The following is a 14,400-nucleotide window of genomic DNA, read 5'->3' as shown; positions in this document are numbered from 1 at the left end:
GATGGACTGATGACGGAAGTAGGCACTTCGAAGTCATCTAGTTCCCGTGAGGTGACCACGGTGGACGAGGCCGCCGAGTGCGGCTGCCCGGACGCCTTCCAGTGGGACGTGCGCGAGGGATGCGAGGTGCGGCAGATCCTCGACCGGATCGCCGACAAGTGGTCGCTGCTCGTGATCGCGCTGCTGGAGCGGCGCACGATGCGCTTCAACGAGTTGCGCAGGGAGATCGACGGGATCAGCCAGCGCATGCTGACCGTCACGCTGCGCCACCTCGAGCGCGACGGGCTCGTCGGGCGCACCGTGCACCCGGAGGTGCCGCCCCGCGTCGAGTACCGGCTGACCGCGCTGGGGTGCACGCTGCTCGAGATCATCCAGTCCCTGGTGCACTGGACCGAGCTGCATCAGCACCAGATCGCCCACGCCCGAGAGAAGTTCGACGAGCGCACCGCTCGCGAGGGGCGGTCCGCCTAGGCTGCGGGACGCTCTCCGCGCCTAGGAGGCCATCGCCTCGTCGGCGCGGTCGCGGGCCGAGGCGCGCGACCACGGCCGCTCCCGCCGACGCAGCGGGTGGCCGGTCACCCAGGCCGCGAGCACCAGCGCGAGCGTGCCGACCAGCGCCCCGCCGATCACGTCGACGAAGAAGTGCCACCCGAGGTAGACCGTGGACAGGCAGGTGAGCCCGGCGAAGACCCACCCGGCCACCCGCACCGGGCGCGGCAGCCGCAACAGCTCCATCACCAGGCAGGTGGTCACCGTGATGGCCACGTGCAGGGACGCGAACGCCGCCACCGTCTGCACGGCGCGGGTGTCCCAGGCTCCGGCCAGCACGGCGACGCGGTCGCTGAGCAGCAGGTCCTGCACGTCGGTGTTGAAGGTGTGGGGCAGGTCGGCGAACTGCTGGGGCCGCGAGTAGACCGGGCCGAGCGAGGGGACCAGGTAGTAGACCGCCACGCCGAGCATCCAGTTGAACGACACCGCCGTGACGTAGAGCGCGCCCGCGGCCGAGCGCCGGGTCCACACCAGCGCGATCGCCAGCGCCGCCGGCACCAGCCCGATCCACAGCACGTAGACGCCGGACAGCACCCACGCCGCCCACCCGGTGCCGAGCACGTCGTGCAGCACGCCGGCGGGGTCGTGACCCAGCCAGAGCAGCCGGTCGAGGCGCGCCAGCTCGGTGTCCCACAGCCGGTCGTCGACGAAGGGGAGATAGCCCTTGAGGTTGCGGAAGGCGACGTAGGAGACGTACCAGGCCGCGAGGCCGCTCACCGTGAACCACACCTGGTCGCGGGTCCAGCGGTCGCGGAGCACGGTGCGCAGGGCCGTCCACGCCCCCGGGCGGGGCGTGGCCCGCGCACCGGCCACCCACCGCGGCACCGCGTCGAGCAGGACGGCGAGGAGCACGATGAGCGGCAGCCGCACCCACGTCGGGACCGAGACGCCGTCGGGGTCGCGCACCGGCAGGTCGTGGGTGGCGGCGACCGCCCACGTGGCGACCGCCATCGCGGCCGCGACGCCCATCGCGCCGCGGAAGTCGCCCCGTGCCATGGCTGGCAGGCTAGGGCACCGGACGACGGCGCGCGAGCGAGATGCACCGGATCTCCCCACCGCGGGGGAGCCCCGCCCCGGCCCACGCACTACCCTCACGACAGACAGCCGCCCAGTCCTGAGGAGTCACGAGATGGGTCGATTCGACCGCCGCGTAGCCGTCATCACCGGAGCCGCCCGAGGCATCGGGTTCGGCATCGCGCAGCGCCTGGCGAGCGAGGGCGCCTCGATCGCGATCCTCGACCTCGACGAGTCCGCCGCCCAGGAGGCCGCCGGCCGCCTCGACCTCGCCGAGGGTGCGCGCGCCGTCGGCATCGGCTGCGACGTCGTCGACTCGGCCGCCGCCGAGGCCGCCGTGCAGCGGGTCGTCGACGAGCTCGGCGGCATCCACGTGCTGGTCAACAACGCCGGCGTCACCCGCGACAACCTGCTCTTCAAGATGACCGAGGACGACTGGGACATCGTGATGAACGTCCACCTCAAGGGCGTCTTCAACATGACCAAGGCCGCGCAGTCGCGGTTCGTGGAGCAGAAGTACGGCAAGATCCTCAACCTCTCCAGCGTCTCGGCGCTGGGCAACCGCGGCCAGGCCAACTACTCGGCCGCCAAGATGGGCATCCAGGGCCTCACCCGCACGCTGGGCATCGAGCTCGGCCCCTTCGGCATCACCGCCAACGCCATCGCACCGGGATTCATCGTCACCGAGATGACCGACGCCACCGCCCGCCGGCTCAAGATGGAGCCCGAGGAGCTGCAGCGGCTCAACGCCGAGGCCACCCCGGTGCGGCGCGTGGGCCAGCCCGAGGACATCGCCGCGGCCGCGGCGTTCCTCTGCAGCGACGAGGCGTCGTTCATCACCGGTCAGACGTTGTACGTCGACGGGGGCCGCAAGCTGGGCTGAGCCCCTCCTCCGCGTGAGATCGGCCACGATCCCTGCCTCAGGGGTCGTGGCCGGTTTGGATCTGCCCGGTCGTCCTGTCACGTTGGAGGAGGTCGAGAGACCCAACCGTCCCGGAGTACGCCGAGTCCTGCCCGGCCGGGACGACACCCCCGACAGCACCAGGGCAGGAGTGGGGGACCCACAGGTTCCAGCGCCGGTCGTCGACCGGCTCGGGGCGAAGCCACCGGACTCCCTCGGAGGACGGGGCGGGGCACCTTCCTGCCCTAGCCCGACAGCTCACCTCACAGGCGTGGAAAGGAACAACCATGCCTACGACCACTCGTGTGGCGCGAGCCTGCGCGCTCGCCCTCGCCGGGCTCGGCCTCGCCGGATCGACGATGAGCGCCCTGCCCGCCACGGCCGCCCCGGGCGCCGGCCAGTCCGACCGCACCACCAGCACGCGCACCACCAGCGACGACATGAACCGGAGTCCCCAGGACCGGAGCTCCCACGACCGGAGCGCCAAGCGGACCACCCCGCGCAAGCACGCGCGCACGTCGGCGCGCCTCAGCGCCAAGCGCCGCGTCGACAGCCGGGTGCTGGCCGCCCGCAACATCGCCATGCGCCAGCGCGGTGACGCCTACGCGTACGGCGCCGCCGGGCCGGACCGCTTCGACTGCTCCGGGCTGATCCGCTACAGCTACAGCCGTGCCGGCTTCGCCGTGCCCCGCACCTCGCGCGCCCAGGCGGCCCACGCCCGCCGCATCGCGAAGGGCAGCATGCGCTCCGGCGACCTGATGTTCTTCTACGGCGGCGGCGGGGTCTACCACGCCGCGATCTTCCTCCGCTGGGTCGGCGGGAAGGCCCAGATGCTGCACGCCCCCGGCACCGGCCAGCGGGTCCGGGTCGCCACGGCCTGGACGCCGAGCTGGTTCGGCGGCACCCTGCGACGCGCCTGAGCGGGCCGCCACCCGGGCGACAGGCTCGGATTGGTAGGCAGTTCCTGCTGATCTACCCTGTGGCGCGCCTTCCCCGATCAGGGAGGGCGCGCCTCCAGACTTTCCAGATGCCCCCGCGGGCCCAGGCCCGGCACCCCCGTTCGATCGGAGTCACCGTGCGTCACCGTCGTCCCACCTCGTCCTTCCGGGCCGTCGTCGCCACGCTCGCAGCGAGCGTGCTGGTCCTCACCGCGTGCAGCGGCGGCGACGACGAGCCGACGAGCGGATCGGCCTCGGCCGAGCCGAGCCCGTCGGAGACCACCGAGGCCGCGCCGGAGCCGAGCTACTGGCCCCTCACCGGCCTGGAGCGCAAGGGCGACGCGCCCAAGCACCCGGTCCTCGTCACCAAGGTCGACAACACGTCCTCGAGCGCCCCGCAGGTCGGGCTCGGCTCCGCCGACCTGGTCGTCGAGGAGCTCGTCGAGGGCGGCTACACCCGGCTGGCGGCGTTCTACTACTCCCAGGTGCCCGGCTCCATCGGACCGGTGCGCTCGATGCGCGCGAGCGACATCGGGATCGTGCCCGAGGGCGCCACCGTGGTGACCAGCGGTGCCGCAGCCGTCACCATCAAGCGCATCAACGGTGCCGGGATCCCGTGGATCACCGAGGGCGACGCCGGGGTCTACCGGGACACCTCCCGCTCGGCCCCCTACAACCTCTTCGCCCGGCTGGGCGAGATCGCCAAGCGCGTCAAGGCCGACGAGGAGCCGCCGCCCTACCTGCCGTGGGGCGACGCGGCCGACCTGCCGAAGGGCGCCAAGGCCCGCACGCTGACCGCCGACTTCGGCGCCCACTCGACCAGCTGGCAGTTCCAGCGCGGCCGCTACGTCAACACCGACTCCTACGCCGCCGAGGGCGACCACTTCCCGGCCGAGTCCGTGCTCGTGCTGCGGGTGGAGGTCGGCGACGCCGGCTACCGCGACCCCGCGGGCTACCCGGTGCCCGAGACCAAGCTCGAGGGCAAGGGCACCGCGCTGCTCTTCCACGGCGGCCGCGTGGTGAAGGGCACCTGGCGCAAGGACGGCCTCAACGGCGCGATCGAGCTCTCCACCAAGCGGGGCGACCTCACGGTGCCCGCCGGTCGCGTGTGGATCGAGCTGGTGCCGGCCGTCAACGGCGAGGTCACCTTCGCCAAGTAGCGCCGCGGTCGGTTGCCCCGTCCCCACCGGCGGTGTCCTCCAGCAGGCGCCGCAGGCCCGTGACGATGGCGCCGATCGCCGCCTCCGCTCGGACCGCCGCGGCCGCGGGGTCCTCGCTCATGGCCACCGAGCCGCCGGCGGCCGACACCGCGCCGAAGACGACCCTGGCGGACGTGTCGAGCAGCGCGTCGTCGGGGGACCGGTCGGGGCCCGTGAGCGCCGAGCGGACGAGCTCGGCGACGACGGCGTAGGTCGACCGCTCGTGCTCGCGGTGGCGCGCGGGGCCGAGCACCGAGGGGCCGTCGGAGACGACGATCTGGCGGTAGTCGGGCTCCTGCGCGACCCGGAGGAACGCCCGCAGACCGGCCTGTCCCTGCTCCCACGGGTCGGCGTGCTGCGCGCTGGCGTGGACGATCGTGGCGCTCGCGCGGGCCTGCACGAGCTCGAGGGCGGCTTCGAAGACGGCCTGCTTGCCGCTGAAGTGGTGGTAGAGCGCGCCCTTGGTGAGCTGGGCGGCCTCGGCGATCGCCTCCAGCGAGGCGGCCGGGTAGCCGTGGACGGTGAACAGCTCCCGCGCCGCGTCGACGAGCGCCTGCCTCGTGGCGTCGGAGGAGCGCGGCCGGCGGGTCTCCATGGCTCGCAGCCTAGGTGACCCGTGCCCCCGTGGGGGTGTGCCCGAGGCACCCTCACGAATCGTCGGGAGCCCTTCCGGGGGATGATGTGCGGCCGGGAGGGCGCGGTCCATAGTGGAAGCCATGCAGCCCGCATCGGGAATGCTCCTGGTCGCCACGCCGGCGCTGCAGGACCCCAACTTCGCCGACACCGTGGTCCTCCTGCTCGACGTCACGGAGGAGGGTGCCCTCGGCGTGGTGCTCAACCGGCCCTCCCAGGTGCCCGTCGCCGACGTCCTCGAGCCGTGGCGCGACGTCGTGGTCGAGCCCGAGGTGCTGTTCCGCGGCGGGCCGGTCGGCACGGACGGCGCCCTCGCTGTCGCAGCGCTGCGCGATCCGCAGGACCCGCCGGTGGGCTGGCGCCCGGTGGCCGGCCTGCTCGGCATGGTCGACCTCGACACCCCGACCGAGCTGGTCGACGGCGCGCTGACCGGGATGCGCGTCTTCGCCGGCTACGCCGGGTGGGGCGTCGGACAGCTCGAGGGGGAGGTCGAGGAGGGCAGCTGGTACGTCGTCACCAGTGAGACGGCCGACGCGTTCCGCGACGACCCGAGCGAGCTGCGTCGCGAGGTCATGCGCCGCCAGCCCGGGACGCTGGCCTGGCACGTCAACCGGCCCGTCGACCCCGACCTCAACTGATCCGCTCGTCGCGCAACCGGAAGCACCGGGCGCGCGTCTCCCCCCACATGACGACGACCACGGGGGCAGCACGGGGCGGGGCACGACGCGGGTTCAGCGGTGGGTTCCGCGGTGGGGTGGCCGCCCTGGCGGCTGCGGCGGCGTGGGGCCTGGTGGCCGTGCCGCCCGGGGGCGCGGTCGGTGCGGCCGGTGCGCCACCCGTCGCCCCCGCGGTGCGGACCGCCGGCACGGCTGCTGAGCAGCCCGCCCGCAACCGGGTCGTCGACACCGTGCTGCGGGGGGAGCGCTACGACTACCAGCGCAAGAACTGGCGCGTGCAGGACGCGGACCGCCTGCCGCGGTGGCTGCGGCTGCGCGGGGGTCGCCTCACCGGCACGGCGCCGCGGCTGGGGACCTGGCGGATCGGCCTCGTCGAGCGCGGGGTGCGCACGCAGCGGGGCGAGACGCGGCGCACGACGCTCGTCCTGAAGGCCGTGACGCCGCGCGCCGCCCCCGGAACGGTCCTGGTGACGCGCGGCCTGGACGGCCGTCCGGCCAACGGGTGGAGCGGCGACGTCACCGTGTCGGGCGACGGCGGGACCGTGGTGTTCTCCTCCGCCGCCACCAACCTCGTCGCGGGCACCCGCCGCGGCGTCGAGCGGCTCTACGTCTGGGAGGCGTCGTCCCGGCGGGTGTCGCTCCTCCACCCGGACGCCTGGACAAGGGTCGAGGGGCTGAGCCACGACGGCCGGCGCGTGCTGCTCGACCTCGATCCCGGGCTCGTCCTCCTCGACCGCACCGACGGATCGCTGACCGAGGTCGCCCCACGCGCGTCCGGGGCGGCGCTGACCGCGGACGGCGCCCGGGTGGTCTACCGGGACCGCTACCCGGTGATGAACGTGCCCGCGCCCCAGCTGCTGGAGTGGACCGCCGCCACGGGCACGACCCGGACCGTCGTGCCCGACCTCGGGTCGCAGGTGTTCGCCGGGATGTCGGACGACGCCCGCCACGTCGTCCTCGTCGACGCCGACCGCAGCCGGATGCTCGACACGACCGACGGCTCCGTGCGCGACCTCGGCCGCCTCGGCGTCGAGTCCGGCAGCACGCGCCGGGTGGCGGTGTCGAACGACGGGCGGCTGGTGTCGGTGACGGGGGCGGGCATCCCCGCCTGCTGCGGCGACGGCGGGCGTCCGGTGGGCGGCGTCCACGACACCCTCCTCGGGTCGTCGCTGGGGCCGTCGCGTGACAACCTCGGCGCCGCCGTCACCGCCGACGGTGCCCACTACACGGTGGCCACGTCACGACGTCCGCTGCGCCTGGTCGCGACCGCCACGGGCGAGCGCTCCGCGGCCTTCGTGGGGCGGCCCGCCGGCACGCAGGAGAGCGTCTCGCTGAGTGACGACGCCTCGCGGGTGGCGTACGCCAGCGACGCCCACGACGTGCTGCGCGGCACCCGGCGCGGCGTCGCCAACGTCTTCATCTGGGTGCGTGGGCGTTAGGCTTGCCCATCATGAGCACCATCGGATTCTCCCCGGGCAGCCAGACGATCGAAGAGCGTCAGACCGTCCCGACGGACGAGGGTGACCACGAGCGCTTCTCGCACTACGTCCCCAAGGACAAGCTCACCGAGGCCATGGTGATGGGCACCCCGGTGATCGCGCTGTGCGGCAAGGTCTGGGTGCCCTCCCGCTCCCCGGAGAAGTACCCCGTGTGCCCGGAGTGCAAGGAGATCTGGGACTCGATGAACCCGGGCAAGCCCGGCGACGGCTCCGACGGCTCGGGCCCCGAGGCGTGACGGGGCGGCCCGACGCGCCGCTGCCTCCCGCGTGGCCCGACCGGGCCGCCTGGGGCACCGCGCCCTCCCTCCGTGCCTGGCAGCAGGCGGCGATGGACGTCTACCTGTCCCGCCAGCCCCGCGACTTCCTCGCGGTCGCCACGCCCGGCGCCGGCAAGACGACATTCGCGCTGACCGTCGCGGCCGACCTGCTGAGCCGGCGGCTGGTCGACCGGATCACCGTCGTCGCGCCCACCGAGCACCTCAAGACGCAGTGGGCCGAGGCCGCGGCCCGCGCCGGGATCCCGATCGACCCCACCTACTCGGCGGGCAAGGGCAGGACCTCCGACGACTACGTCGGCATCGCGGTGACCTACGCCGGGGTGGCGGTCAACCCGCTCGCCATGCGCATCCGCACCGAGCGCTTCAAGACGCTGGTGATCCTCGACGAGATCCACCACGCCGGCGACGCGCTGTCGTGGGGTGAGGGCGTGCGCGAGGCGTTCGACCCGGCGACCCGCCGGCTGGCGCTGACCGGCACCCCGTTCCGCTCCGACATCAACCCGATCCCGTTCGTCACCTACGCCCCCGGCGAGGACGGGATCCCGGTCTCGGCCGCCGACTACACCTACGGCTACGCCCACGCCCTGGCCGACCACGTCGTGCGCCCGGTGATCTTCATGGCCTACTCCGGTGAGATGCAGTGGCGCACCCGGGCCGGTGACGAGGTCGTCGCCCGGCTGGGCGAGCCGCTCACCAAGGACATGCACGCCCAGGCGCTGCGCACGGCCCTCGACCCGAAGGGATCGTGGATCCCGGCGGTGCTGGAGGCGGCCGACACGCGCCTGTCGGAGGTACGCCGCCACGTGCCCGACGCCGGCGGGCTGGTGATCGCCGGCGACCAGGAGACGGCGCGCGCCTACGCCGGGCTGCTGAAGAAGATCACCGGCGAGTCGCCCACCGTCGTGCTGTCCGACGAGAAGGGCTCGTCGAAGAAGATCGCGAAGTTCACCGCCTCCGACGACCGCTGGATGGTGGCCGTCCGGATGGTCTCCGAGGGCGTCGACGTGCCGCGCCTGGCGGTCGGGGTCTGGGCGACCACCGTCTCCACGCCGCTGTTCTTCGCCCAGGCGGTCGGCCGCTTCGTCCGCGCCCGCTCGCGCGGCGAGACCGCGTCGGTGTTCCTGCCGTCGGTGCCGCACCTGCTGGAGTTCGCCTCCGACATGGAGGCCCAGCGCGACCACGTGCTGGGGCGCCGGGTCACCGACGAGGACGACATCTTCGCCGCGGAGGAGGGGCTGCTCGCCGAGGCGCAGCAGGGGGAGTCCGCCTCCGACGAGCTCGAGATGTCGTGGGAGGCGCTGGGCTCCACCGCGTCCTTCGACCACGTGCTCTACGAGGGTGCGCAGTTCGGCCACTCCGGCGAGGTCAACGTGGGCTCGGAGGAGGAGATGGACTTCCTCGGCATCCCCGGCCTGCTCGAGCCCGACCAGGTCCGCGAGCTGTTGCACTCGCGCCAGAGCGAGCGCGCGCGCAAGCAGCGCGCCGACGGCGCCGGGGACCGGGTGGTCGACTCGGTGCAGGAGCTCAGCACGCACCAGCAGCTCGGCGTGCTCCGGCGCGAGCTCAACGGGCTGGTCGCCGCCTGGCACCACCGCACGGGCCAGGCGCACGGCATCACCCACAACGCGCTGCGCAAGGAGTGCGGCGGCCCGCCGGCGGCGGTCGCCAACGCCGAGCAGCTGCACGAGCGGATCAACCGCATCCGCGAGTGGGCGGTGCGGCAGACCTCCTGAGGCTCGCACTGCCATAGTGGGCACGTGGCGACCGAGACCTCGCAGACGCTCGACCGTGGCCTGCGGGTGCTCGAGGTCCTGGCCGAGAGCCCCGAGGGGCTGACCGTCACCGAGCTCTCCCACCGGCTCGAGGTCAACCGCACGGTCGTCTACCGGCTGATCAGCACCCTCGAGCAGCACGGCCTCGTGCGCCGCGACGCGCGCTCGCGGCTCTTCATCGGCCTGGGCGTGCTCCACCTCGCCAGCGGCGTGCAGCCGCTGCTGCGCGACCTCGCGCTGCCCGAGCTGCGCCGGCTCGCGGAGGCGCTCGGCGCGACCGCCCACCTCACGGTCGCCGACGGCGAGGAGGCGCTCGCGCTGGCCGTCGTCGAGCCGACCTGGACCGACTTCCACGTCTCCTACCGCGTCGGCGCCCGACACCCCCTGACCCAGGGCGCGGCCGGCAAGGCCATCGCGCTGGCCGACGTCGACGAGCCGGCGTACGCCGTGACCAGCGGCGAGCTGCAGACCGGCGCCCGCGGGCTCGCGGCGCCCGTGCGCGGCGTCGAGGGGCTGCGGGCGAGCGTGGGCATCGTGATGCTCGACGGCGCCATCGACGAGGACGCCGTCGCGCCGCAGGTGATCGCCGCCGCGGCTGCGGTCGCCCGACGGCTCGGGTGACGCGGGCGCCCTAGGGGGTCGGCGGCTCCGGGGTCGGCCGCACGGCGGCCCGGGCCAGAGGCACCACCCGGTGGGAGATCTGCGTCGCCAGCGCGATCACCGTCGTCGAGCGGTCGATGCCGGGCTCGGTGAGCACGAGGTCGATCACCCGCTGGAGGTCGGAGTTGGAGCGGGCGACGACGCGCGCCCACATGTCGCCGGCGCCGGTGATCGTGTAGGCCTCCAGCACCTCGGGGATGCCCGCCAGGTGCGCGGCGACGGCCTCGTGGCCGCCGCGGTCGGCCGAGCCCTGGCGGATCTCCAGGGTCAGGAAGGCCGTGACGGGGTAGCCGAGCGCCTCGGGGGAGAGGTCGGGACCCCACCCGGTGATCACGCCGGCGGCGGCCAGCTTGTCCAGGCGCGCCTGCACGGTGCCGCGGGCGATGCCGAGGCGGCGACTCGCCTCGAGCACCCCCAGCCGCGGCTCCCCGGCGAACAGATCGATCACCTTGCCGTCGATCTCGTCCATCAGGCTCCCTTGGTTGGGCAATCTGCTCGATGTTTCGGCGTACTGTTGCACATTGTGCCGTCGGTGGGCAGGGTTCGGACCATGACGACTGACATCGCCTCGACCGGCGGCGCCCTGACCGTGGACGAGATGAAGGCCGACCTCTCCCTCGAGCAGCTGCGCCAGCTCGTCGGCCTCGTGGAGTACGACGCCGACGCCGACCCGTTCCCGGTGACCGGGTGGGACGCGATCTGCTTCGTGGTCGGCAACGCCACCCAGGCCGCGCACTACTACGCCTCGGCCTGGGGCATGGACCTCATCGCCTACTCCGGCCCGGAGAACGGCAACCGCGACCACAAGTCCTACGTCTTGAAGTCGGGCTCGATCAAGTTCGTGCTGAGCGGCGCCGTCGCGCCCGACAGCGACCTCATCGCCCACCACGCCCGGCACGGCGACGGCGTCGTCGACATCGCCCTCGAGGTGCCCGACGTCGACCAGTGCATCGCCCAGGCCCGCCGGGCCGGCGCGACGGTGCTCGTGGAGCCGCAGACCGTGGCCGACGAGCACGGCAAGGTCCGCGTCGCCGCGATCGCGACCTACGGCGAGACCCGCCACACGCTCGTGCAGCGCACCGTCGACGGCGAGACCTACGCCGGCCCCTACCTCCCCGGCTACGTTCCCGTCGCGCCGCGCTGGGAGAAGAAGCCCGACCAGCCCAAGCGCCTGTTCCAGGCCCTCGACCACATCGTCGGCAACGTCGAGCTCGGGCGGATGGACGAGTGGGTCACCTTCTACAACAAGGTGATGGGGTTCGTGAACATGGCCGAGTTCATCGGCGACGACATCGCCACCGACTACTCCGCGCTGATGTCGAAGGTCGTCGCCAACGGCAACCACCGGGTGAAGTTCCCCCTCAACGAGCCGGCGATCGCCAAGAAGAAGTCGCAGATCGACGAGTACCTCGAGTTCTACAACGGCCCCGGCGCCCAGCACCTCGCGCTCGCCACCGGTGACATCCTCACCACCGTCGACGCCCTGCGTGCCAACGGCGTGGAGTTCCTCAACACCCCGGACTCCTACTACGAGGACCCCGAGCTGCGCGCGCGCATCGGCGAGGTGCGGGTGCCGATCGAGGAGCTGCAGAAGCGCGGCATCCTCGTCGACCGCGACGAGGACGGCTACCTGCTCCAGATCTTCACCAAGCCCCTCGGCGACCGGCCCACGGTGTTCTTCGAGCTCATCGAGCGCCACGGCTCGCTCGGCTTCGGCAAGGGCAACTTCAAGGCGCTCTTCGAGGCCATCGAGCGCGAGCAGGACGCCCGCGGCAACCTCTGACCGCGCCCGGCGCGCGGGGCGGGCGCTGGAGACGGCGCGGCCGCCGGTGGGAGACTCGGCGCCATGATGATCCGACCGGCCGAGCTGGCCGCGATCAAGGCCGGGACCGTGGACCTGGCGTTCCGTCGCTGGGCCCGGCCCCGCGTGGTGGTCGGCACCCGGATGCGCACGGCCGTCGGGGTCGTCGAGGTGACCTCCGTCGAGGAGGTCAGCGTGTCGAGCCTGCGCGCCGAGGACGCCCGCCGCGCCGGAGCACAGTCGCTCGCGGCGCTGAAGCAGGCGCTGGCGGCGCGCCCGGACGACCCGGCGTGGCGCATCGGGCTGGCGTACGCCGGTCCGGACCCCCGTGAGACGCTGCGCTCCACCGTGCCGGACGCCGACGAGATCGCGGCCATCAACGCCCGCCTCGACCGCCTCGACGCCGCCTCGTCCACCGGGCCGTGGACGCGCGAGACCCTCGACCTGATCGACCTCAACCCGACGGTGCGCGCCCCCGACCTCGCGGCCCGGGTCGGCCGCGAGACGGCCGACTTCAAGAAGGACGTGCGCAAGCTCAAGGAGCTCGGCCTCACCGAGTCGCTGGCGATCGGCTACCTGCTGTCCCCGCGAGGCGAGGCGGTGGTCGACGCCGGGCTGCCGGCACCGCGCGAGCGCGCCCCCCGCGAGGAGGGCACGCCGCTGCCGAGGAGCATCGGGGCGCCCGCGACCCGGGCGCTGCGCGGGGCGGGGCTGACCACGCTCGAGCAGGTGGCCACCCGCAGCGCCGACGAGCTGGCCGCGATGCACGGCGTCGGCCCGATGGCGATCACCCGTCTCGCGGAGGCGCTGGCCGAGCGCGACCTGGCGTTCGCCGACCGATAGGGGTCAGTGCGCGAGCAGCCCCACGCCGAGGGCGCCCATGACCACCGCGATCGTCGAGTCCAGCACGCGCCAGGCGGCCGGGCGGGCGAACAGGCCGCGCAGCAGCCGTGCCCCGTAGCCCAGTCCGAAGAACCACAGCAGGCTCGCGACGAGGGTGCCGGCGAGGAACCACCAGCGGTCGGTGCCGAAGCTGTTGGCCACCGTGCCCAGCATCAGCACCGCGTCGAGGTAGAAGTGCGGGTTGAGCCAGGTCAGCGCGAGCGTCAGGAGCACAGCGCGGCCCGGGGTGAGTGCGGTGCCCTCGCCCGCCTCGAGCCCCTTCGGCCGCCACGCGCGCATCGCGGCGTGCAGGCCGAAGGCGATCAGGTAGAGCCCGCCGAGCAGCTGGGCGAACGGCAGCACGCCCGGCCACCGCTCGAGGACGACGCCCAGGCCGGCCACTCCCGCCGTGATCGCCACGACGTCGGAGAGCAGGCAGGTCAGCACGATCGGCAGCACGTGCTGACCGCGGATCCCCTGGCGCAGGAGGAACGCGTTCTGCGCGCCGATGGCGACGATGAGAGCGAGTCCGGTCAGCAGACCGGCGAGAGCAACCTGGAACACGTGGTCAACGGTAGGTCGCGTGCGTGGTGCAATCCAGCGAACTATTCTGAGGAATCATTAGGATGTCTTGTTATGAAAGACATCACCCAGCTCGACCCTGTGGCTCTCCGCACACTCGCCGTCGCGGTGCGCCTCGGCACCTTCGAGGCGACCGCTCGCGAGCTGCACGTCACGCCGTCGGCGGTGAGCCAGCGCATCAAGGCGCTGGAGACCCGGATCGGCCGGGTGCTGCTCCACCGCGTCAAGCCGTTGGAGCCCACGGAGGCGGGCCAGGTGCTGGTGCGGCTGGCCACCCAGACCGAGCTGCTCGAGCGCGAGGCCGTCGCCGAGCTGGTGGAGGAGACCGGCGGCGGCACGACGTCGTACGCCTCGCTCCCGATCGCCGTCAACGCCGACGCGCTCTACGGCTGGTTCGTCGACGCGCTCGCCGAGGTGCAGTCGCGCCACCGGGTCGTCTTCGAGGTGGTCCGCGAGGACCACACCCGCACCGCCGAGCGGCTGCGGCGCGGCGAGGTCGTGGCGGCGATCACCGGTGAGCCCAAGCCGGTGCCGGGCTGCCGGGTGGTGCGCCTGGGCCGGCTCCGCTACGCCGCCGTCTCCACCCGCGACTTCCACGCCGCCCACTTCGCCGACGGCGTCGCCTCGGGCTCGCTGGGCGAGGCGCCGATCGTGGCGTTCGACCGCAACGACTCGCTCCAGCACGACTTCATCCGCCGCGTCACGCGGCGCCACCTCGCGCCGCCGGTGACCTACGTGCCGTCGGTGCGCGAGTTCGACCGGGCCATCCGGGTCGGCATGGGGTGGGGCCTGCTGCCCGAGTCGGACGTCGTCGACGAGCTCGACCGCGGCGACCTCGTCGAGCTCGTGCCGGGCCGCCGGCCCGAGGTGCCGCTGTTCTGGCAGCACTGGCGCCTCGGCTCCGCGCTGGTCGACGACCTGACCGACGCCGTGGTCGGCGCCGCCCGCGGGTGGATGGCCGGTTGAGGGCCGCACTCGATCGGATCCGGGATTCGGCTGACAGGCGACGGTGCCG

16 protein-coding genes are annotated in these 14,400 nt (G+C 73.4%); 12 read left to right on the top strand and 4 right to left on the bottom strand.

The features are described from left to right. Positions 1 to 51 precede the first annotated feature (51 nt). Positions 52 to 471, top strand: a complete 420-nt coding sequence (locus AC54T2_RS13230) for a winged helix-turn-helix transcriptional regulator (protein ID WP_313960517.1) — start codon at positions 52 to 54, stop codon at positions 469 to 471. A 21-nt stretch (positions 472 to 492) separates the two neighbouring features. Here the strand turns inward: AC54T2_RS13230 and AC54T2_RS13225 are convergent, their stop codons facing one another. Next, positions 493 to 1,545 (bottom strand): phosphatase PAP2 family protein, encoded by a 1,053-nt coding sequence (locus AC54T2_RS13225; RefSeq protein ID WP_186340702.1) that lies wholly within the window; start codon positions 1,543 to 1,545, stop codon positions 493 to 495. 133 nt (positions 1,546 to 1,678) lie between these two features. Here AC54T2_RS13225 and AC54T2_RS13220 point away from each other — a divergent pair, with 133 nt between their 5' ends. The 3 genes from AC54T2_RS13220 to AC54T2_RS13210 all read left to right on the top strand — a co-directional run bounded on the left by AC54T2_RS13220 (position 1,679) and on the right by AC54T2_RS13210 (position 4,562). After that, positions 1,679 to 2,446 (top strand): SDR family NAD(P)-dependent oxidoreductase, encoded by a 768-nt coding sequence (locus tag AC54T2_RS13220; protein ID WP_186340703.1) that lies wholly within the window; start codon positions 1,679 to 1,681, stop codon positions 2,444 to 2,446. A 305-nt stretch (positions 2,447 to 2,751) separates the two neighbouring features. Further along, a complete protein-coding gene (locus tag AC54T2_RS13215) occupies positions 2,752 to 3,384 on the top strand; it encodes a C40 family peptidase (RefSeq protein WP_496666388.1) in 633 nt (210 codons plus the stop codon). Between the two features lie 107 nt (positions 3,385 to 3,491). Beyond that, positions 3,492 to 4,562: a DUF3048 domain-containing protein gene (locus tag AC54T2_RS13210; RefSeq protein ID WP_496666387.1), complete on the top strand. Its 1,071-nt coding sequence runs from the start codon at positions 3,492 to 3,494 to the stop codon at positions 4,560 to 4,562. Here AC54T2_RS13210 and AC54T2_RS13205 read toward each other — a convergent pair. After that, complete coding sequence (locus AC54T2_RS13205) at positions 4,546 to 5,196, bottom strand: TetR family C-terminal domain-containing protein (RefSeq protein WP_489974886.1); 651 nt, start codon at positions 5,194 to 5,196, stop codon at positions 4,546 to 4,548. The genes AC54T2_RS13210 and AC54T2_RS13205 overlap by 17 nt on opposite strands. A gap of 121 nt (positions 5,197 to 5,317) precedes the next feature. On the opposite strand from AC54T2_RS13205, the gene AC54T2_RS13200 reads away from it, so the two are divergent. The 5 genes from AC54T2_RS13200 (at position 5,318) to AC54T2_RS13180 (ending at position 10,081) form a co-directional block, all read left to right on the top strand. Next, entirely contained in the window at positions 5,318 to 5,872 is a 555-nt protein-coding gene (locus AC54T2_RS13200) for a YqgE/AlgH family protein (protein WP_186340707.1), read from the top strand. A 116-nt stretch (positions 5,873 to 5,988) separates the two neighbouring features. Next, the gene (locus AC54T2_RS13195; RefSeq protein ID WP_489974885.1) at positions 5,989 to 7,350 is read left to right on the top strand and encodes a WD40 repeat domain-containing protein; all 1,362 of its coding nucleotides are present in this window, start codon (positions 5,989 to 5,991) and stop codon (positions 7,348 to 7,350) included. 11 nt (positions 7,351 to 7,361) lie between these two features. After that, positions 7,362 to 7,646 (top strand): DUF3039 domain-containing protein, encoded by a 285-nt coding sequence (locus tag AC54T2_RS13190; protein WP_186340709.1) that lies wholly within the window; start codon positions 7,362 to 7,364, stop codon positions 7,644 to 7,646. Next, positions 7,643 to 9,421: a DEAD/DEAH box helicase gene (locus tag AC54T2_RS13185; RefSeq protein ID WP_186340710.1), complete on the top strand. Its 1,779-nt coding sequence runs from the start codon at positions 7,643 to 7,645 to the stop codon at positions 9,419 to 9,421. The genes AC54T2_RS13190 and AC54T2_RS13185 overlap by 4 nt, the downstream gene beginning before the upstream one ends. A 24-nt stretch (positions 9,422 to 9,445) precedes the next feature. Beyond that, positions 9,446 to 10,081 carry an IclR family transcriptional regulator gene (locus AC54T2_RS13180; RefSeq protein ID WP_496666386.1) on the top strand — a complete coding sequence of 212 codons (636 nt, stop codon included), beginning with the start codon at positions 9,446 to 9,448 and terminating at the stop codon, positions 10,079 to 10,081. Between the two features lie 10 nt (positions 10,082 to 10,091). Here AC54T2_RS13180 and AC54T2_RS13175 read toward each other — a convergent pair whose 3' ends face one another. After that, on the bottom strand, positions 10,092 to 10,589 hold the full coding sequence (locus AC54T2_RS13175; protein ID WP_186340712.1) for an Lrp/AsnC family transcriptional regulator: 498 nt from the start codon (positions 10,587 to 10,589) through the stop codon (positions 10,092 to 10,094). Positions 10,590 to 10,670: 81 nt separating this feature from the next. Between AC54T2_RS13175 and hppD the strand changes: the two genes are divergently transcribed. Together hppD and AC54T2_RS13165 are read left to right on the top strand one after the other, a co-directional pair. Then, positions 10,671 to 11,903, top strand: a complete 1,233-nt coding sequence (gene hppD, locus AC54T2_RS13170) for a 4-hydroxyphenylpyruvate dioxygenase (RefSeq protein ID WP_186340713.1) — start codon at positions 10,671 to 10,673, stop codon at positions 11,901 to 11,903. A gap of 63 nt (positions 11,904 to 11,966) precedes the next feature. Next, positions 11,967 to 12,764 (top strand): helix-hairpin-helix domain-containing protein, encoded by a 798-nt coding sequence (locus AC54T2_RS13165; RefSeq protein WP_186340714.1) that lies wholly within the window; start codon positions 11,967 to 11,969, stop codon positions 12,762 to 12,764. Positions 12,765 to 12,767: 3 nt separating this feature from the next. On the opposite strand, the gene AC54T2_RS13160 is transcribed toward AC54T2_RS13165, so the two are convergent. Beyond that, positions 12,768 to 13,367, bottom strand: coding sequence for a LysE/ArgO family amino acid transporter (locus AC54T2_RS13160; RefSeq protein WP_186340715.1), 600 nt, complete (start codon positions 13,365 to 13,367; stop codon positions 12,768 to 12,770). A 72-nt stretch (positions 13,368 to 13,439) separates the two neighbouring features. Between AC54T2_RS13160 and AC54T2_RS13155 the strand changes: the two genes are divergently transcribed. Beyond that, positions 13,440 to 14,351 (top strand): LysR family transcriptional regulator ArgP, encoded by a 912-nt coding sequence (locus AC54T2_RS13155; RefSeq protein ID WP_186340716.1) that lies wholly within the window; start codon positions 13,440 to 13,442, stop codon positions 14,349 to 14,351. Positions 14,352 to 14,400: the final 49 nt, after the last annotated feature.

Source organism: Nocardioides sp. Z35_8 (assembly GCF_059621125.1).
Note: the sequence above shows the minus strand (reverse complement) of the source record. Positions and strands in the feature narration are given on the sequence as shown.